Origin of the sequence: Rhizobium sp. K102 (genome assembly GCF_022385315.1) — a bacterium.
GTDB classification, from domain to species: domain Bacteria; phylum Pseudomonadota; class Alphaproteobacteria; order Rhizobiales; family Rhizobiaceae; genus Rhizobium; species Rhizobium croatiense.
Window position 1 is genome coordinate 2,323,979 of sequence record NZ_CP092436.1, and the last position, 16,778, is coordinate 2,340,756.

Sequence of the window (16,778 nt, forward strand, 5' to 3'; positions counted from 1 at the left end):
TTGCCGGCGCCGCGCCGTAAGCCCCTCATCCGCCTGACGGCATCTTCTCCCCGTAAACGGGGCGAAGGAAGATAGTCGCAACCTCTCCGTCCTTTGCACACCTCTCGCATGGCACGTCCCCTCTTCCCCTTTTACGGGGAGAGGGCTAGGGTGAGGGGCGGCTTTCTGTAAGACTGCGTTCCCGTCTTGAACCTGACGCCTTCATTCCCTAAATTGCCCGCCATCGATCATTTCAACAGGATGTGTGCCGCAATGGATTTCAACCCGATCGCAACGCCAGTTCGCCTTGCCAACGGGGACATCTACATCCATGCCTGCATCCATCACCCTTTCCCAGATTTCGTGGTCCGCGCCTGACGGACGGCCGCTTTTTTCCAATCTTGACCTGAGCTTCGGGCCGGAGCGCACGGGTTTCGTCGGCCGCAACGGCGTCGGCAAGACGACGCTGCTGAAGCTCGTCTCCGGTGAGCTCCGGCCGCAGTCCGGGACGATATCGGTCAGCGGCAGCCTCGGCATTCTGCGCCAGAACGTGCAGATCGCGCCGAAGGAAACCATTGCCGATCTCTTCGGTATCGCCGAAGCGCTTGCTGTTCTCCACCGTGCCGAAGCCGGCAGGGCAACCGCCGAAGAGCTTGCGTCGGCCGACTGGATGCTCCCGGCGCGCATCGCCGCAGCACTCGGCCGCACCGGGCTCGATGCGGAACCGCAGACGCCGCTTGCCGCACTCTCAGGCGGGCAGCGCACGCGGGCCGGGCTTGCCGCGCTTGTATTCACCGAGCCGGATTTCCTGCTGCTCGACGAACCCACCAACAATCTCGATCGCGACGGCCGCGCGGCGGTGATCGCGCTGATGTCAGGCTGGCGGGCCGGCGCGATCATCGTCAGCCATGACCGGGAATTGCTCGAAAGCGTCGATCAGATCGTTGAACTGACCTCGCTCGGCGCCACCCGCTATGGCGGCAGCTGGAGCCATTATCGCGAGCGCAAGGCGCTAGAGCTTGCCGCAGCCGAACATGACCTCGCCGATGCCGAAAAGCGCATAGCCGAGGTCGCAAGGAAGACGCAGGCGACGGTGGAGCGCCAGGCGCACCGCGACAGCGCCGGGCGGAAGAAGGCGGCCAAGGGCGGCATCCCCCGCATCCTGCTCGGCGGCATGAAGGAGCGGAGCGAGACGACCGGTGGCGACAATGCCCGGCTCGCCGAACGCCGGCGCACTGAGGCGCTGGAGGAGGCAAAAGCGGCGCGCGAGAAGATCGAGATCCTCCAGCCCCTGTCGGTCAACCTGCCGCCGACCGGGCTGCCCGCCAGCAAGGTCGTGCTGAAGATGGAGGCCGTGACGGCGGGCTATCGACCGGGAGATGCCGTCATCCGCAATCTCTCCTTCGATGTGACGGGGCCGGAACGGATCGCCCTCACCGGCCGCAACGGTTCAGGCAAGACGACGCTGCTGGCGCTTGTAACCGGCGCGTTGAAACCCTGGGCCGGCACGGTCGCCGTGATGACCGGCTTTGCAATGCTCGATCAGAAGGTCAGCCTTCTCGATCCGTCGGCCTCGATCCGCGATAATTTTCGCCGGATCAATCCGCTTTCCGATGAAAACACCTGCCGCGCCGCGCTTGCCCGCTTCATGTTCCGGGCCGATGCGGCGCTGCAGACGGTCTCGACGCTCAGCGGCGGGCAATTGCTGCGCGCCGGCCTTGCTTGCACGCTCGGCGCCGCGCCGCCGCCGCTGCTGATCCTCGACGAGCCGACCAACCATCTCGACATCGACTCGATATCAGCGGTCGAGGCGGGTCTCGGCGCCTATGACGGGGCTCTGCTGGTCGTCAGTCATGACGAAAGATTTCTTGAGAGCATCGGGATAGAGCGGCGGCTGGAATTGGTTGGCGGTGATGCAGTTGGTTAGGCGGCCCCCACCAAGCTCCCTCATCCTGAGGTGCGTAGGCCAGAGGCCGGAGCCTCGAAGGACACGCTCCAACGATGCTCCCTGCATTCATCGGCGCCAGCGCACCCGCCTCGCCCTTCGAGGCCCCTGCGGGGCACCTCAGGATGAGGCTCTCTTGGGCATCGAGGACCCTGGCCACCGGAAATCCCGGTAACCGGGGTTCTCTTGCCTCTTCCTGCGGGCGATGGTATTTCAAATCCTGCAACCCATTCGAGAAAGGAGGATCACGCTATGCAAACTTACTTCCGGCATCATCGCCAGCGTGGTCCCGTTGACGCCCTGCAAATGCGTTTGCAGGGCTGACCAGAGACCGTTTCTCGACATCTCTTCCTGGTCTGCCCTTCGTGGCAAATGCGGCGCCGTCTCCAAGCTGCGCGTGCATTTCTGTAACGTCCCGGGCCTGAAAGGCGCAATTCCGTGATGGCTGATGCCCCGGATGCCCCGCTCCCGGTCAAGACCAGAGAACGATCATGACACTCATCACTATCCGCAACCTCGGCGTGACGCTGGGCAACCCGTTGTTTTCCAAGTTTAACCTCGTCGTCAATGCCGGCGACCGCATCGGCCTCGTCGCCGCCAACGGGCGCGGGAAGTCCACCCTGCTTGCCTGCATCACCGGCGCGCTCGAGCCGAGCGAGGGCGAAATCACCAAGGCGCGCGGGCTGACCATCGGCCATGTCGCCCAGAATGTGCCGGCCGCTCTTTTCGACACGGCGTTTTACGATGCGGTGCTGCAGGCTCTGCCGGCCGATCAGGCCGAAAGCGAGAGCTGGCGCGTCGACGTCGTGCTAGAATCGCTCGACGTGCCGGAGGCCATGCGCCGGCGGCCGCTGCAGCAGTTGAGCGGCGGTTGGCAGCGGCTTGCCATGCTGGCCCGCGCCTGGGTGAGCGAACCCGACGTGCTTCTGCTCGACGAGCCGACCAACCATCTCGATCTCGAAAAGATCGCGCAGCTGGAAAGCTGGCTGAATGCGCTGCCGCGCGACGTGCCGGTGATCCTCTCCAGCCATGACCGCGCCTTTCTCGATGCGACGACCAACCGAACGCTGTTCCTGCGGCCGGAACAATCGCCGGTCTTTGCACTCCCCTATTCCAGGGCGCGCGCCGCCCTCGACGAGGCCGACGCCGCCGAAGCGCGACGCTACGAGCGCGACATGAAGACGGCGGAGCAGTTGCGCAAACAGGCCGCCAAGCTCAACAATATCGGCATCAATTCCGGCAGCGACCTGCTCGTCGTGAAGACGAAGCAGTTGAAACAGCGGGCGGAGAAGCTGGAGGATGCGGCAAAACCGGCGCATCTGGAGCGCTCGGCCGGCGCGATCCGGCTTGCCAACCGCGGCACGCATGCCAAGGTGCTGGTGACGCTGGAGGATGCGGCGGTGACGACGCCGGATGGAACGCTGCTGTTCAGGACCGGCCGGCAATTCATCTGCCAGGGTGACCGCATCGTGCTCCTCGGCCTTAACGGCGTCGGCAAGTCGCGGCTGGTCTCGATGCTGAAGCAAGCGATCGAAAGGCCGGAGACGGCGCCAAGCTGCATCAAGGCGACGCCGTCGCTGGTCCTCGGCTATGGCGACCAGGCGCTTGCCGATCTTGCCGACGGCGACACGCCGATCGGCACGATCATCCGCCGTTTCGATGTCGGCGACCACAGGGCGCACGCCCTGCTGGCCGGCGCCGGCATGACGATCGACATGCAGGCAAAACCGATCGGCCAGCTTTCCGGCGGCCAGAAGGCGCGGCTCGGCATGCTGGTGCTGCGGTTGACGGAGCCGAACTTCTATCTGCTCGACGAGCCAACCAACCACCTCGACATCGAGGGACAGGAAGCGCTCGAAAACGAGCTGATGGCGCAAGAGGCGAGCTGCCTGCTGGTATCGCACGACCGCAGTTTCGTGCGGGCGGTGGGCAACCGCTTCTGGCTGATCGAGAAGAAGCGGCTGGTGGAAGTGGAGAGCCCGGAAGGTTTTTTTGCTTCGGTGGCGGGGTGATGGATGGGGGCGTGCCGTGCCGCCCTCAACGTTTCAGGCGCAGCCCCTCACCCTAGCCTTGCCGGGGTCGAGCCACTTGTCTCGACCCGTCCTGCGGACCCCCGTTCTGACGGGGAGAGGGGACGTGCCATAAGAGAGGTGGCGTGAAACGGGGACCTTGAGGCATGTCCCTTCTCCCCGTCAGAACGGGAGAGGTGGCGGCAGCCGGATGAGGGCCTGCCGCCCGGCACAGCGCCTACCGCTTCGGCGCAACCAAACAGAAGAAGGCGCCCTGCGGGTCGGTGGCCTGGATGATCCAGCTGCCGCCGGGGACTTCCATCGGGCCGTTGACGACCTTGCCGCCGCCCGAGGTGACGCGTTCGATCGCGGCATCGAGGGTGGGCACGATGAAATAATAGCACCAGAAGGGCATCGGCATGTTGTCGGGCTTGGTCATCATGCCGCCGGTCTGCCGGCCGTCATGGGCGAAGATGTAGTAGACGCCCATCGCGCCCATATCCATCTCGCTGTCCTTGGTCCAGCCGAACAGCTTGGTATAGAAGGCAAGCGCGTCCTTGCCGTTGCCGGAATACAGCTCGCGCCAGCCGATGTTGCCCGGCGCGTCGAAGGCCAGTTCAGGCCAGCTCTGTTCCATCGGCGCCGGCGTCATGATGCAGAGCACCGCGCCATGCGGATCGGCGACGACGGCGAAACGGCCGATGGTCGGGATGTCTTGCGGTGGACGGCGCACAGCACCGCCATTGGCGGCGAAATCCTTTGCCGACTGGTCGACGTCATCGACGCCGACATAGCCCGTCCAGTTCGGCGGAATGCCCTGGCCTTCGAGTTCGGCCGGAAATTCCATCACGCCGCCGACGCCGATGCCGTTCGCCTCGAAGACCGTATAGGTCGGCATGCCCTCGACCTTCATTTCGGAGGTGGTCCAGCCGACGACGGAGCTGTAGAATTTCGCGGCGGCTGCGGTGTCGGGGGTCATCAGCTCGCACCAGATGAACTTTCCATGCGTCTTGGACATAGAACTCTCCCTTTTCTGACGCCTCTGCGATGCTTGCGGCGCCGTGATTGTCAGATCTTGCGGGTGTAATGCGCTTCCATGAACTGCTTCCAGGAGCCGTCGGCCTGTCTGGCGCTGGAGGTGAAGGTGCGGTGATCGGGGTTGATGAAGGTGATCTGCTCGCGGTAATCGGCCAGGCCCTCGCCATTGAAGTCGGGTCCCGTCGTATAGAGGTCGAGCACGTCGCCGGAGGCATCGACCTCGCCTTCATAGACCCACATGAAGTCCATCATCGAGCCGATCCAGCTGCCGACATACTTGCCCTTTTCGGCGTTGTAGCCGAGCGTCAGGATCGTGGTGGCCTGTTTGCCGTCGGGCATGCGGCCGTGCCCTTCGGCGACGAACCAGATTCCGTGCAGCGAGCGGACGGTCTCCGTCCAGTCGTCGCCGTCGCCCATCTCGGGTGCGGTGACGCTCCAGTCGCCGACCAGTCGTTCCAGGAAGGAATGTTCCTTCAGCACTTCAGCCGTCTTCATCATCCTCTTCTCCCTTCCGGTGATGGCGACGCCTGTTCTTAGAGCATGGCGTCGTCCGGAAACCGCCCCACGGATTTCGGCATCATGTGCCTGCTCAGTGACAACAGGATGGCGCCGTTTGAGCATCCTCATATTCGTCATGGCGGCGCACGAAATTCATCGTGCCCTGCTCGTTGCGGCCCTTCGGCGCGCGGTCGAGGATCATCAAAGTGCCGATCAGTTCCTCCGGCCCGCGGGCATAACTCGAATAGGTATGGAAGACCTCGCCCTTGTCGTTGCGGTAGAAGGCGCTGAGGCCCGGCAGTTCGTCATGGGCCTCGGCCGGCTCAATAGCAGTGAAATTGTAGAAGACCTTGTCTTTGGCAAGGTCCTCGGGGCTGAAAGAAACGTGATAATCGAAATTGAAATCGCCGCGGAAGGACGAGACCCAGGGAAATTTCCAGCCCATCCGCCTCTTATAGGCGGCGATCTTCTCAAGCGGCGCGCGCGAAACGGCGACCCAGGTGACGTCGTGATGGTTGAGATGCGGCAGGGCGCCGTCGACGTGATCCGAGAGGAAGGAGCAGCCGGGGCAGCCGGCCTCCCAATCCGGGCCGAGCATGAAATGATAGATCAGCAGCTGGCTGCGGCCGTCGAAGAGATCGGCGAGCGACTTCTTTCCCTCGGGCGTATCGAAGACGTAATCCTTGTCGACCTTCACCCAGGGCAGCGCCATACGGGCGGCGTTGACGCTGTCACGCAGCTTCGTCGCCTCCTTTTCCTTCAAGAGTAGGGCGCGGCGGGCCTCCAGCCATTGCTCGCGGGAAACAACTTCGTTCTGCATGGAATGCGCCCTCCTCCGGCGTCGCCGGCGAGCCGGCCCATCTCCTTCTCCTTGACTAGAAAGATTGATATCAATATAAAATGATCATGTCAAATTCGGTTGAAATTCCTTTTTCTACAACGCTGCTGGTGCGCGACACCTGCCTCTGCCTGCATGCGCAGCGAGCGGCGCGGGCGCTCGCCCGGCTGTTCGACGACGCGTTGCGGCCGGCGGGGCTGACCAACGGGCAGTTTTCGCTGATGATGTCGCTGAACCGGCCGGAGCCGCCGCCGATGGGGCCGGTCGCCACCCTGCTTGCGATGGACCAGACGACGCTGACGGCGGCGCTGAAGCCGCTGCAGCGTAAGGGCTGGGTGAGCGTGATGGAAAATCCGAAGGACCGGCGCGGCCGCCTGCTCATGCTCACCGGCGAAGGCAAGGCGGTGCTGGCAAGAGCGCTGCCTATCTGGAAAGAGACGCATGCGGCGCTCGACCAAAAGCTCCCGGATGGAAGTTCCGCGCGGCTGCGGCAGGATCTGCAGACGGTGTCGGGGATGACGGACGAGACGCCGAAGCCGACCGCTCGCCGGTCCCGCAAAAACGAACCGGCGACGGCCGGGTAGAGCGAGCCGAACCTCGCCTTGGATCCTCCAGAAATCGCGTCGTTTACGCCACGCAACCGGAGCGGGCGCGCGTGGGTGCTCGGGTCAAGCCCGAGCACGACGGAGATTGAGGAGCAGGATCGGCTGGAGGCGAGAGGCCTCCCCTTGCTCCGTCGTCCTGAGGACCCATGCTGCGAGCACTGCGTTCCTGTCAGCAGCAAGAAAAGCGACGGCCCCCGACCTAAGCCGAAGGCCGTCGCCGCAGTTATGCTGAGCGGGATCAGGCAACCGTGACCGGAACCTCGGTCGAGGTGCGCATGGCGTGGCTGTAGGGGCAGACGATGTGGGCGGCAGCGGCGAGCTTTTCGGCGGTTTCGCGGTCGAGGCCGGGAATGCTGACGGTCAGCGCCACGTCGATGCCGAAGCCGGTGCCGTCTTCGCGCGGGCCGATGCCGACCTTGGCGGAGACCGTCGTTTCCTCCGGAATCTTGACCTTCTGCTGGCCCGCGACAAATTTCAGGGCACCGAGGAAGCAGGCGGAATAGCCGGCGGCGAAAAGCTGTTCGGGATTGGTGCCGGTAGCACCGTCGCCGCCGAGCTCCTTGGGAACGGTCAGCGTCACGTCCAGGACGCCGTTATCGGAAACGGCGCGGCCGGCGCGGCCGCCGGTGGCAGAGGCTTGGGTCGTATAGAGAATAGGCATGACAATCTCCTTTGGTTGGCCCTCGATCGGGGTTGGATTTTTAATATCGCACAATTAAATTGTACGCAAGTGAATTTTGCAAATTGCATTTCGACGTCGAAAAGAAGACAATCGCAGCCACAGAGCAGGATGATTTTAGGCAGGCTCGGCCCAAAATCTGAATCCTGCTCTACTTTAAGTGAGAGCACGATGTCGTCCGAAAACCGCTCACATTTTTCGGCATCATGCTCTGGGATGGTGGATATGAAAGCGCAAACGGCAAAGACGATGGAGATACCGGAGGAGGAGAAGCGGCTGGAAAAGCAGCTGTGCTTCGCGGTCTACGCGACGGCGCACGCCTTTACCCGCGCCTACAAGCCGATCCTCGACAGGGTCGGCCTCACCTATCCGCAATATCTGGTGATGCTGGTGCTGTGGGAGCGCAGCGCACTGCCGGTGAAAACGATCGGCGAGCAGCTGGACCTCGATTCCGGCACGCTGTCGCCATTGTTGAAGCGACTGGAACAAAGCGGGCTGATCAAGCGCATCCGCGACCTGCGCGACGAGCGCCAGGTGATCGTATCACTGACCCCGAAGGGCCAGGCGATGAAGGCCGAGGTCGATACGATCATGACGGCGATCGGACAAGCCGCCGGCTGCACGCTGGAGGAACTGGGTGAGATGCGCGACATGCTGCATCGGCTGCGGGCCAATCTCGGCCGGGCCGGCCTCGCCGGCGGCTGACGGCTCTAAAGCGCATCACGATCTTTCAGGTTCGCTCCCTGCGCTGTAGCTCTTTATTTTCACGCATGTCGTTGCCGCAAAACCGCGCACCGTTTTGCGCGACAGGCTTTAACGACCCCTGCTGGGAGGGGATCAAGGCCGCCGCTGAGCGGGTTTGGCCGGCGGCCGGCGCTTCTTTGCCGGCGCAGCTTCCGCTTCCGCCGCGGCCGCCTGCTGCAGGCGCAAGGCCTTCAGCTTTTCCGTCTTCTTGTCGCGGGCCGAGGCCTCGGCCGCGATGATGGCGCGCGCCGTGTGATCGGTCGCTTCCGCCTTGTCGCGGGGCGACAGCTTGGCGGGATTGAAGAATTCTCCCTTGGTGGCGGTCATGTGCCCCTTTCCCAGGTAACGACAGTGTTTGAGCCGTGGCTCCGCAGCGCAGGAGCCGTGATTCCTTGGCCGGGCCGCAATCCACGGCCGGCCGGGATTCCACGTTGGCCGCGATGCCGCGGCCGGGCCGTTGTTCACGGCCGGGTTAGCGGGCGCGAAGAACCTTCTTCGGCGCCGGCAGCAGGCCTTCACGCTGCAGCTTCTTGCGGGCAAGCTTGCGCTGGCGGCGAATGGCTTCGGCTTTTTCGCGGGCGCGTTTCTCGGAGGGCTTTTCGAAGGCGCTGCGGGCTTTCATTTCCCGGAACAGACCTTCCCGCTGCATCTTTTTCTTGAGCACGCGCAGTGCCTGATCGACGTTGTTATCCCTGACGAGTACCTGCAAGATGATATCCTTTCTTTGGCGGCGGCGCCGCACTGTCCATAATAAAACGCGGGGCTATTTCCCGATCCTGATGCTCGATAGTTTGAGCCAGGACCCGGCGCCGTCCGACTTGGCCACTGCCTCGGGGGACGCCTCGCATGGTGATTTCCCGGTATCGATGTCGGCCTCGGTGATGCGGCGTTCGAAATTCTCGGCGTCAAACCGGACGCGATATTGCACATGCCCGTGGTCATTGGGCAGAATGCTGGCGATCCGGCATCGCTTCTCGGCTTTCGCGGTGCGCGTGAGGCCGGATTTCAGCACGATCGTGTCGCCGACTTTGTAGTTTGGCCTGCCCATTGCAGTGTCCCTCAACTCTTCGGCTGTTCAATTGGTCGATCAAAGGCCGCGATCAAAGCAAAAAGGCCGGGCGCGGACCCGACCTCTTCCCGTCACTCAGCCCTTCCGCTGCCAGTTTGGTAAGCTCGCTGCCAGTACATCCGTGGTCAGCTCGCTGTCACATCCGTGGCCAGCCAAAGTGCTACAGCGTCCTTTGCCCGTCTTAAAAAGACGCGCGGCGCTGTAGGGCGAATGACAAATCATGCGGCCTGAAGGTTGTCGGCCGCGTTCTTGCCCGAGCGCTTGTCGCGAACGAGGTCGTAACGGACCTTCTGACCTTCGGTGAGTTCGCGCATGCCGGCGCGTTCGACTGCCGAAATGTGGACGAAAACGTCGGTGGAACCATCATCGGGCTGGATGAAACCGAAACCCTTGGTACCATTGAACCACTTGACGACGCCTGAATTCATAACGATCTCCTTTCAACCGTTTGTGTGCGCCCGGGAAGGATGTCCGCGGGCAATATCGATGTTGAGACGAGATCTGACGAAGCGCTCTTGGCGCATGGGCAAAGGTCACAAGCAAAATTCGATAGGCACCATGTAGGCCTTTTGTCGAATTAAGCAATGCTAAATCAGAAATAAAACTTTTCCGAGCGGGGAATTGCCAGGCGAAAGAGAGGCAGAGGCGGCCGGCCGGCGGCCGCCCCGTCGGCATCATTGCCAGACGACAATCGGCGCCTTCGTCGGAACGCGGTCATAGAGATCGATGATATCCTGGTTCAGCAGCCGGACACAGCCCGAGGAGACGGCCTTGCCGATCGAGCGCCAGTCGGGATTGCCGTGCAGGCGGTAGAGCGTGTCCTCGCCGTTCGAGAAGATATAGAGCGCGCGGGCACCGAGCGGGTTCTTCAGGCCGGGCTCCATGCCGCCATTCTCGATCGAGTATTTGACGAGTTCCGGCTGGCGGGCGACCATTTCGTTCGGCGGCTTCCAGCGCGGCCATTTCTGACGCCATTGAATGACGCCCGATCCCTGCCACGCAAATCCTTCGCGGCCGATGCCGACGCCGTAACGCATCGCCATGCCATCGGCCTGGACGAGATAGAGGAAGCGCGACGGCGTATCGACGACGATGGTGCCGGGCGGCTGGCCGGTGGGATCGACGACGCGCTGACGATAGTAGCGCGGGTCGATCTCTTCATAGGGAACGGCGGGAATGAGGAAACCACCGTCCTCGACGGGGCCATACATGACGGCAAGCTCGGGCCCGCTCGGAACGCTCGACGCTCCCGGCGACCGGAACAGGCGCATGGGCGAACGGTAGATGATCGAGGTGTCGCCCGATGTCACGGTGTTGGCGGAGGAGGCGCAGCCGGTGAGCGCGGAGGCTGCGGTCAGAGCCGAAAAGGAAAGAAAGCTACGGCGGGAAAGATGTCTATCGGAACTCATGACGCGGGACTGATTTCCTTTTGATGCGGGAATCCTGAAATAACGACATAAGGAAATCTATCGGCTTGCGCCAAATAAACCATAGCTTCACGCAGACGTGTTCCTGATGGAGCCGACGATATGGGCAGCGCTGTTGCAGCGCTACATCACAACGATCTCGGCCTTGGCGGGAAGGCGATCATAGAGATCGACGACGTCCTGGTTCAGCATGCGCACGCAGCCGGACGATGTGGCCTTGCCGATCGACTGCCAGTCGGGCGTGCCGTGGATGCGATAGAGCGTATCCTGCCCGTCCTTGAAGATGTACATGGCGCGCGCACCGAGCGGGTTCTGGAGCCCCGGATTCATGCCGCCGTTTTCGGCGGAAAAAGCGCGAACATCGGGCTGGCGCGAGACCATTTCGGCCGGCGGCGTCCAGCGCGGCCATTTCTGCTTCCACTGGACGACGCCGCGGCCCGACCAGGCGTAACCGTCGCGGCCGAGGCCGACGCCATAGCGCATCGCCTTGCCGCCCGCCTCGACGAAATAAAGGAAGCGCGCCTTGGTATCGACGACGACGGTGCCGGGACGCTCGGTCGTCTGGTAATCGACCTCCTGGCGCAAGAATTGCGGCTGTACGCGGCTGACCGGGATCGACGGCAGCGTGAAATCCTCGTCGCGCAGTTCGCCATACATCGCAGCATGCACCGGATTGGTCACCGGCAGGCCATAGGTCTGGTGGAACTGGGTCTTGTAAAGCTCGCGCGTCTGCGGCACCGGCTGATCGGGGATCGGCCGCACCCGGCGCGGATCGACGCCGGGCGGCTGATAGAAGACCGGCGAGGTTTCCTGGACGAAGCGGGCGGGCGAATCGGCGGCGACATCGGGAATGAGAATGTTGCAGCCGCTGAGCGAGGCAGCGGCCATCACGAGCCCGGCAATCGGGAAGACCCGGCGCAGAAAATTCATCGAACCACCCTTATCAACGATCGGCGAGACAGCGATATCTGCCGCGACGATGGCATCCGCGGCTGGCGCGAGGCTGGTGTGGGCGCGGGAAAAGCCGCGAGATTAAAACGACCAGAGCCGCTGCGCTTCGCCGCGAAGGGCGGTGATCGCCTTTACCGCAAGATCGCCGTCCATCTGCAGAACGCTTGCGGCATGTTTCAATTCCGTCTCGTCCTCAAGCCTGGTGAGAACCCAGCCGATCTTGCGTTCAATGTCCTGGCCATAAGCTTCCGTCGCCTTCCGAACGGCAATAGCGGGAATCTCCTCATAGCGGGTGAGAAGCATGCCGAGATCGATAGCATCGCGATAGGCCACAGACCTGTCCTGACAGCGGTCAGCATTGGCGAGCAGTTTTTCGGCGAACGTATCGGGCAGCGACAGCGTTGGAACGTTCAGTCGCGAATCGAAAGTACCTTCAAGGGCGATCCGCGCCTCGCGCACGATTTCGAAGCGAATAGCCTGGCCTTCGAGGGTAAGGACCGTACGCAGCCCGTATTGGTCTGTCCTGAAGTCCCTGAGCGTCGTGACCGGCGCCCCAAAAAAAGCCCCTACTCCGCTTTCGACCGCCGCCATACGCAAGACGCGATATCCCTCGCCATCCGCGCAGAGAAAATCGACATCGAGCGACAACCGATATTCATCGAGATGCATGACAATGGCTGTTCCGCCGGCAAACCAACACTTGTTGGCCAACAAAAAATCGGCCTCCACCAGCCGAAGAGCCGCAGCGATGGTGCGATGTTCCGGACGTCTGAATTCCATGATGACCACCCAATTTCCGTCCAGCCTAAAGGAAGGTGAAGGATAAAAAAACGGAAAATCAGGAGACGAGCAGGACGCCGTTGCCGTATGTCGCTGTGAGATCGCGGATCAGCTGCTTCTCCCGTTCGGTCAACCTGCCGGTATCGATGAAACGCCAATTCCGCTCATAAAGCGCGAAGGCCTCGTTGGCAGGCATGGCGCGCGCGGGATCGCGATTCCAAGCGAGCGATCTCAGCTCGGGGAAGTCGTTCGGCACGATCATGGTTTCTGCATCCGTCGTCATTCTAGCAATATAGGGCCGATTGCCCTCCATTTGAAGCGGCGGCGAAATCAGGCCGCCACCCCGTGGAAGAAGCGAATGCTCTGTTCGATCTCGACCGGTAGCGCCGAGGTGTGGTTGCCGGCGACGGTGTCGGTTTCGATATGGGTGCCGGCGGCGCGGGCACGGCGGGCGAGCAGGTCGGCGCGGTCGTTGAAATGCGCCTCTTCCGTGCCGTGAACCACCCGGATGGGGCATTTGAAGCTGTGGGCGTAACAGAGCGCCGAACGCACCTCGAATTCATGCGCATTGCTGTCGTCGAAGCGAATGTCCTGAGGATAGCGGCTGAAGAAGCGGAAGGCGTTCGGATTGCCGGAAATCGGCGCGGCGGCGCGGAATTTATGGGTGCTCATCGCCGTCAGCATGGTCAAGGTGCCGCCGATACTATGGCCGGCGATGAACAGGCGCTGGGGATCGACGCCCGGCAGATGCGCCAGGCGCTCGGTGGCGGCGAGAACGTCATCGACCTCGTCGTAAAAGCCGGAGAAATTGCCCCTCTGGCCGTTTTCGCCGCGCAGCGACGGCATCATCACGACATAGCCGGCATCCATATAGGGCTTCATCAGCTGCCAATGGCCGATGCCGAGGGCATTGCCGCCATGCAGGAAGAGCACGGCGGGCTTCGCCGCGCGCTCGCGCTTGTATTTCGACACCCAGGCGACAAGCTCCAGCTCGCCGCCATAGCCGGAGCGGTAGAAGATCTTCTCGGCGTTGGCAGGCGCGGTCAGCGGTTCGTATTTATCGGGCGCCGGGCCCTTCTGCAGGAGCTTCGTGCGGAAGTGGCGGCGAACCTCCGCGTAATCGTGCCTGGCAAGGCGTGGTTCATCCGGGACATCGAAAGCGGCCGCCACGCGCGGCAGGACGAGCGCGCCGGCAAGACCCGCCAGCACGGCACGGCGTTGCCGGAAAAAGGAATTTTGTTCATGCGAGCTCATGACGCAGCACCCAAATCATTTCCCCGGCCCGCAAGCTTTGCACCGGAAAACGCGCTGCCGCCAATACACATCCTGTTGAAAATATCGCCCTGCGTCATTGTTGCGCAGGACCATCGGCTCACCCGGGCTTGGCCTCGATCATGGCGATCAGCGTGCGCAGCCGGTCGGCCTCGTAGGGAGGCTTGTCGGGACGAAGGCGGGCGATGCGGGGAAAGCGCATGGCCACCCCGGATTTGTGCCGCGTCGAGCGATTGATGCCCTCGAAGGCGACCTCGACGACGAAGCCGAAATCCCTGTCGGCGCGCACGGCCCGCACCGGCCCGAACCGCTCGGTGGTGTTGTTGCGGACGAACTTGTCGAGCAGCTCGAGCTCGGCATCGGTGAAACCGAAATAGGCTTTGCCGACCGGCACCAGCTGCTCGCCGTCCTCGTCGTCGGCCCAGACGCCGAAGGTGAAATCGGAATAGTAGCTCGAGCGCTTGCCGTGGCCGCGCTGGGCGTACATCAACACCGCATCGACGTTATAAGGATTGCGCTTCCACTTGAACCAGGGGCCTTTCATGCGGCCGGCCTGGTAGATGCTGTCGCGCCGCTTGATCATCACCCCCTCGATAACCGGATCGGGCGGGGCGGCGCGCAAAGCGTCGAGCTCCTCCCAGGACGAGAACGGCACGAGCGGCGAGAGATCGAAACGGTCATGGGGGCGCGGTCGATGACCCCGGCCAGATGCTCGCGGCGATCGACATAGGCGCGGCCGCGAATATCCTCCTTGCCGTCAAACAGCAGGTCATAGGCGCGGATGAAGGCGGGGTAGTCATCGAGCATCCTCGCCGTCACCGTCTTGCGGTTCAGCCGCTGCTGCAGGTCGGAGAAGGTGCGCGTCGGGCTGTTGGAGCGGGCGGTGCCGCCGACCAGCAGCTCGCCGTCGACGACGCCGGAAAAATTGATCGCATCGAGAATATCGGGAAAGGCGCCGGAGATATCGTCGCCGGAGCGGGAATAAATTTTGCGCCGATCGCCGGAGCGGGAAAGCTGGACGCGGATGCCGTCCCATTTCCATTCGGCGGCGTAATCGCCCGGGGCGAGACTGGCAAGATCCCCCTCCTCCACCGCATTGGCGAGCATGACGGAATGGAAAATCGCGGGTGTCGCCAGCGCCGGTTTCTCGCCGCCGCCCGCCAGCCATTGAAACAACGTCTCGTAAGGCGGCTGCAGGCCATGCCAGAGGGTTTCGATGTCGGTGACGTCCTTGCCGCCGAGATCGGCCAGCGCCTGCTTGGCGAGACGGGCGGAGACGCCGATGCGCATGGCGCCGGTCGCAAGCTTGATGAAGGCGAAGCGGCCGGAGGAATCCAGCCGGTCGAGCAGGTCGCGGACATAGCTGCGCACTTCGGTGCGGCCGAGACCGTTCATGCGGGTGACGACCTCGCCGAGGCGCGGCTGGGCAAGGGCCGAGCGATCGATATCCCGCTCATTGTCCCAGACGAGCGAGATGGTTTCGGCGAGATCGCCGACATAATCGTAGGAATAGCGGAACAGCACCTCGTCCATGCGCTCCAGCACCAGTTCACGCAGCATGGCCGGCTTGACGTTTCGCACCTCCAGCGTACCGGCGATGGCGGCAAGCCCATAACCGCGGTCGGGATCGGGCGTATCGCGGAAATAGTCGGTCAGCAGCTTGAGCTTGCCATTGCGGCTGGGGGTGAGCACGAGGCGGTCGAGAAGGTCGGCAAAGGCTTTCATGTCGGCCTCCGGGCTTGGCAAAAAGACCCTCCCCAACCCCTCCCCACAAGGGGGAGGGACTAACCCGCGGCACTGCCCTGTCCTTTTTCGACCTCAGCGTTCCCGGCGGTGATTTTGCGGCGGGACGGCGCGACACGTTAAGCCCCTCCCCCTTGTGGGGAGGGGTTGGGGAGGGGTTTTGATCCAGCACGTAGCTCATCTCAATCCGCCTCATCCTCATAACCCACCAGATGCAGCGGTTTGGCTTTGATGCCCTGCAACTGGCACCATCGCACCAGCGCCTCCTCGCGGCCATGCGTCACCCAGACCTCGGCCGGGTGCAGCTCACGGATCGTTTCGGTCAGTTCCGGCCAGTCGCAATGGTCGGAGATGACGAGTGGCAGTTCGACGCCGAGCTGTTTGGCGCGCTGGCGCACCATCATCCAGCCGGAGGCGAAGGCCGGCAGCGGTTCGTTGAAGCGGCGCGCCCAGCGATCGGCGAAGGCCGAGGACGGGCCGATGACGACCGCGCCCTTGAAGGCGGATTTGTCGCTGCTTTCGATGGTCGCCGGCAGCAACTCGCCGAGATCGATGCCCTGGCCGACATAATAATCGCAGAGCTTCTCCATGGCGCCGTGGATATAGATCGGTTCGGCATAACCGGCATCGCGCAGCAGGCGGATGACCCGCTGGGCCTTGCCCAGCGCATAGGCGCCGACGAGATGGGTGCGCTCGGGAAATTGCCTTAGCGAAGCCAGCAGCTTGCCGGTCTCATCGAGCGGATCGGGATGATGGAAGACCGGCAGGCCGAAGGTCGCCTCGGTGATGAAGACATCGCAGGCGACCGGCACATAGGATGCGCAGGTCGGGTCGGGGCGGCGCTTGTAGTCGCCGGAGACGACGATGCGGGTGCCGTTCCTCTCGATGGCGATCTGGGCCGAGCCCAGCACATGGCCGGCGGGATGAAAGCTCACCTTGACGCCGTTGACCAGCAGCTCCTCATTGAAACCGACCGCCTGCTCGCTGGCGCAGAAGCCCTCACCGTAACGCAGGCGCATGATGTCGAGCGTCTGGCGGGTGGCGAGCACGTTCACGTGACCGGGCCGGGCGTGATCGGAGTGGCCGTGGGTGACGAGCGCCCGTTCGACCGGCCGCACCGGATCGACATAGAAGCCGCCCTCGGGGCAATAGAGCCCTTCCGGGGCGGGATAAAGCAGCGCGTCAGCTCTCATGCAGCAAG

18 protein-coding genes and 1 pseudogene are annotated in these 16,778 nt (G+C 63.1%); 4 read left to right on the forward strand and 15 right to left on the reverse strand.

From position 1 onward, the window contains the following. The first annotated feature begins 310 nt into the window (after nt 1–310). Nucleotides 311–1,906: an ABC-F family ATP-binding cassette domain-containing protein gene (locus MHI61_RS17450; RefSeq protein ID WP_239789866.1), complete on the forward strand. Its 1,596-nt coding sequence runs from the start codon at nt 311–313 to the stop codon at nt 1,904–1,906. Nucleotides 1,907–2,415: 509 nt separating this feature from the next. Further along, nucleotides 2,416–3,936, forward strand: a complete 1,521-nt coding sequence (locus MHI61_RS17455) for an ABC-F family ATP-binding cassette domain-containing protein (protein WP_239789867.1) — start codon at nt 2,416–2,418, stop codon at nt 3,934–3,936. Between the two features lie 235 nt (nt 3,937–4,171). Here MHI61_RS17455 and MHI61_RS17460 read toward each other — a convergent pair whose 3' ends face one another. The 3 genes from MHI61_RS17460 to MHI61_RS17470 all read right to left on the reverse strand — a co-directional run bounded on the left by MHI61_RS17460 (nt 4,172) and on the right by MHI61_RS17470 (nt 6,289). After that, complete coding sequence (locus MHI61_RS17460) at nt 4,172–4,951, reverse strand: VOC family protein (RefSeq protein WP_239789868.1); 780 nt, start codon at nt 4,949–4,951, stop codon at nt 4,172–4,174. A gap of 50 nt (nt 4,952–5,001) precedes the next feature. Next, nucleotides 5,002–5,469, reverse strand: coding sequence for a DUF1579 domain-containing protein (locus MHI61_RS17465; protein ID WP_239789869.1), 468 nt, complete (start codon nt 5,467–5,469; stop codon nt 5,002–5,004). Between the two features lie 91 nt (nt 5,470–5,560). After that, entirely contained in the window at nt 5,561–6,289 is a 729-nt protein-coding gene (locus MHI61_RS17470) for a thioredoxin family protein (RefSeq protein WP_239789870.1), read from the reverse strand. 86 nt (nt 6,290–6,375) lie between these two features. Between MHI61_RS17470 and MHI61_RS17475 the strand changes: the two genes are divergently transcribed. Further along, nucleotides 6,376–6,891 (forward strand): MarR family winged helix-turn-helix transcriptional regulator, encoded by a 516-nt coding sequence (locus tag MHI61_RS17475; protein ID WP_239789871.1) that lies wholly within the window; start codon nt 6,376–6,378, stop codon nt 6,889–6,891. Between the two features lie 259 nt (nt 6,892–7,150). Here MHI61_RS17475 and MHI61_RS17480 read toward each other — a convergent pair whose 3' ends face one another. After that, nucleotides 7,151–7,573, reverse strand: coding sequence for an organic hydroperoxide resistance protein (locus MHI61_RS17480; RefSeq protein ID WP_239789872.1), 423 nt, complete (start codon nt 7,571–7,573; stop codon nt 7,151–7,153). Nucleotides 7,574–7,807: 234 nt separating this feature from the next. Between MHI61_RS17480 and MHI61_RS17485 the strand changes: the two genes are divergently transcribed. Next, the gene (locus MHI61_RS17485) at nt 7,808–8,296 is read left to right on the forward strand and encodes a MarR family transcriptional regulator (protein ID WP_239789873.1); all 489 of its coding nucleotides are present in this window, start codon (nt 7,808–7,810) and stop codon (nt 8,294–8,296) included. A 132-nt stretch (nt 8,297–8,428) separates the two neighbouring features. Here the strand turns inward: MHI61_RS17485 and MHI61_RS17490 are convergent, their stop codons facing one another. The 11 genes and pseudogenes from MHI61_RS17490 to MHI61_RS17540 form a co-directional block, all read right to left on the reverse strand. After that, on the reverse strand, nt 8,429–8,662 hold the full coding sequence (locus MHI61_RS17490; RefSeq protein WP_239789874.1) for a hypothetical protein: 234 nt from the start codon (nt 8,660–8,662) through the stop codon (nt 8,429–8,431). A 145-nt stretch (nt 8,663–8,807) separates the two neighbouring features. Next, nucleotides 8,808–9,044 (reverse strand): 30S ribosomal protein S21, encoded by a 237-nt coding sequence (rpsU, locus tag MHI61_RS17495; protein ID WP_003569533.1) that lies wholly within the window; start codon nt 9,042–9,044, stop codon nt 8,808–8,810. Between the two features lie 54 nt (nt 9,045–9,098). Continuing rightward, on the reverse strand, nt 9,099–9,383 hold the full coding sequence (locus MHI61_RS17500) for a cold-shock protein (protein ID WP_097582792.1): 285 nt from the start codon (nt 9,381–9,383) through the stop codon (nt 9,099–9,101). A gap of 239 nt (nt 9,384–9,622) precedes the next feature. Beyond that, the gene (locus MHI61_RS17505; RefSeq protein WP_004676036.1) at nt 9,623–9,832 is read right to left on the reverse strand and encodes a cold-shock protein; all 210 of its coding nucleotides are present in this window, start codon (nt 9,830–9,832) and stop codon (nt 9,623–9,625) included. Between the two features lie 246 nt (nt 9,833–10,078). Further along, nucleotides 10,079–10,813 carry a L,D-transpeptidase family protein gene (locus tag MHI61_RS17510; RefSeq protein ID WP_239789875.1) on the reverse strand — a complete coding sequence of 245 codons (735 nt, stop codon included), beginning with the start codon at nt 10,811–10,813 and terminating at the stop codon, nt 10,079–10,081. Nucleotides 10,814–10,954: 141 nt separating this feature from the next. Then, nucleotides 10,955–11,761, reverse strand: coding sequence for a L,D-transpeptidase (locus tag MHI61_RS17515; protein ID WP_239789876.1), 807 nt, complete (start codon nt 11,759–11,761; stop codon nt 10,955–10,957). Nucleotides 11,762–11,863: 102 nt separating this feature from the next. Next, the gene (locus MHI61_RS17520) at nt 11,864–12,562 is read right to left on the reverse strand and encodes a nucleotidyl transferase AbiEii/AbiGii toxin family protein (protein WP_239792864.1); all 699 of its coding nucleotides are present in this window, start codon (nt 12,560–12,562) and stop codon (nt 11,864–11,866) included. Between the two features lie 58 nt (nt 12,563–12,620). Beyond that, nucleotides 12,621–12,845 carry a hypothetical protein gene (locus MHI61_RS17525; protein ID WP_097582789.1) on the reverse strand — a complete coding sequence of 75 codons (225 nt, stop codon included), beginning with the start codon at nt 12,843–12,845 and terminating at the stop codon, nt 12,621–12,623. A 47-nt stretch (nt 12,846–12,892) separates the two neighbouring features. Next, nucleotides 12,893–13,816, reverse strand: a complete 924-nt coding sequence (locus tag MHI61_RS17530; protein ID WP_239789877.1) for an alpha/beta fold hydrolase — start codon at nt 13,814–13,816, stop codon at nt 12,893–12,895. A gap of 118 nt (nt 13,817–13,934) precedes the next feature. Further along, nucleotides 13,935–15,559, reverse strand: a pseudogene (locus MHI61_RS17535) (cisplatin damage response ATP-dependent DNA ligase). Between the two features lie 200 nt (nt 15,560–15,759). Continuing rightward, nucleotides 15,760–16,770, reverse strand: a complete 1,011-nt coding sequence (locus MHI61_RS17540) for a ligase-associated DNA damage response exonuclease (RefSeq protein ID WP_239789878.1) — start codon at nt 16,768–16,770, stop codon at nt 15,760–15,762. Nucleotides 16,771–16,778 lie beyond the last annotated feature (8 nt).

What these genes read in the sequence shown, in the direction of transcription:
- MHI61_RS17490 (WP_239789874.1), bottom strand. Translation starts at nt 8,662, where the DNA reads ATGACCGCCACCAAGGGAGAATTCTTCAATCCCGCCAAGCTGTCGCCC.
- MHI61_RS17460 (WP_239789868.1), bottom strand. Translation starts at nt 4,951, where the DNA reads ATGTCCAAGACGCATGGAAAGTTCATCTGGTGCGAGCTGATGACCCCC.
- MHI61_RS17480 (WP_239789872.1), bottom strand. Translation starts at nt 7,573, where the DNA reads ATGCCTATTCTCTATACGACCCAAGCCTCTGCCACCGGCGGCCGCGCC.
- MHI61_RS17525 (WP_097582789.1), bottom strand. Translation starts at nt 12,845, where the DNA reads ATGACGACGGATGCAGAAACCATGATCGTGCCGAACGACTTCCCCGAG.
- MHI61_RS17475 (WP_239789871.1), top strand. Translation starts at nt 6,376, where the DNA reads ATGTCAAATTCGGTTGAAATTCCTTTTTCTACAACGCTGCTGGTGCGC.
- MHI61_RS17500 (WP_097582792.1), bottom strand. Translation starts at nt 9,383, where the DNA reads ATGGGCAGGCCAAACTACAAAGTCGGCGACACGATCGTGCTGAAATCC.
- MHI61_RS17470 (WP_239789870.1), bottom strand. Translation starts at nt 6,289, where the DNA reads ATGCAGAACGAAGTTGTTTCCCGCGAGCAATGGCTGGAGGCCCGCCGC.
- MHI61_RS17510 (WP_239789875.1), bottom strand. Translation starts at nt 10,813, where the DNA reads ATGAGTTCCGATAGACATCTTTCCCGCCGTAGCTTTCTTTCCTTTTCG.
- MHI61_RS17455 (WP_239789867.1), top strand. Translation starts at nt 2,416, where the DNA reads ATGACACTCATCACTATCCGCAACCTCGGCGTGACGCTGGGCAACCCG.
- MHI61_RS17515 (WP_239789876.1), bottom strand. Translation starts at nt 11,761, where the DNA reads ATGAATTTTCTGCGCCGGGTCTTCCCGATTGCCGGGCTCGTGATGGCC.
- MHI61_RS17465 (WP_239789869.1), bottom strand. Translation starts at nt 5,469, where the DNA reads ATGATGAAGACGGCTGAAGTGCTGAAGGAACATTCCTTCCTGGAACGA.
- MHI61_RS17485 (WP_239789873.1), top strand. Translation starts at nt 7,808, where the DNA reads ATGGTGGATATGAAAGCGCAAACGGCAAAGACGATGGAGATACCGGAG.
- MHI61_RS17450 (WP_239789866.1), top strand. Translation starts at nt 311, where the DNA reads ATGCCTGCATCCATCACCCTTTCCCAGATTTCGTGGTCCGCGCCTGAC.
- MHI61_RS17505 (WP_004676036.1), bottom strand. Translation starts at nt 9,832, where the DNA reads ATGAATTCAGGCGTCGTCAAGTGGTTCAATGGTACCAAGGGTTTCGGT.
- MHI61_RS17520 (WP_239792864.1), bottom strand. Translation starts at nt 12,562, where the DNA reads ATGGAATTCAGACGTCCGGAACATCGCACCATCGCTGCGGCTCTTCGG.
- MHI61_RS17540 (WP_239789878.1), bottom strand. Translation starts at nt 16,770, where the DNA reads ATGAGAGCTGACGCGCTGCTTTATCCCGCCCCGGAAGGGCTCTATTGC.
- MHI61_RS17530 (WP_239789877.1), bottom strand. Translation starts at nt 13,816, where the DNA reads ATGAGCTCGCATGAACAAAATTCCTTTTTCCGGCAACGCCGTGCCGTG.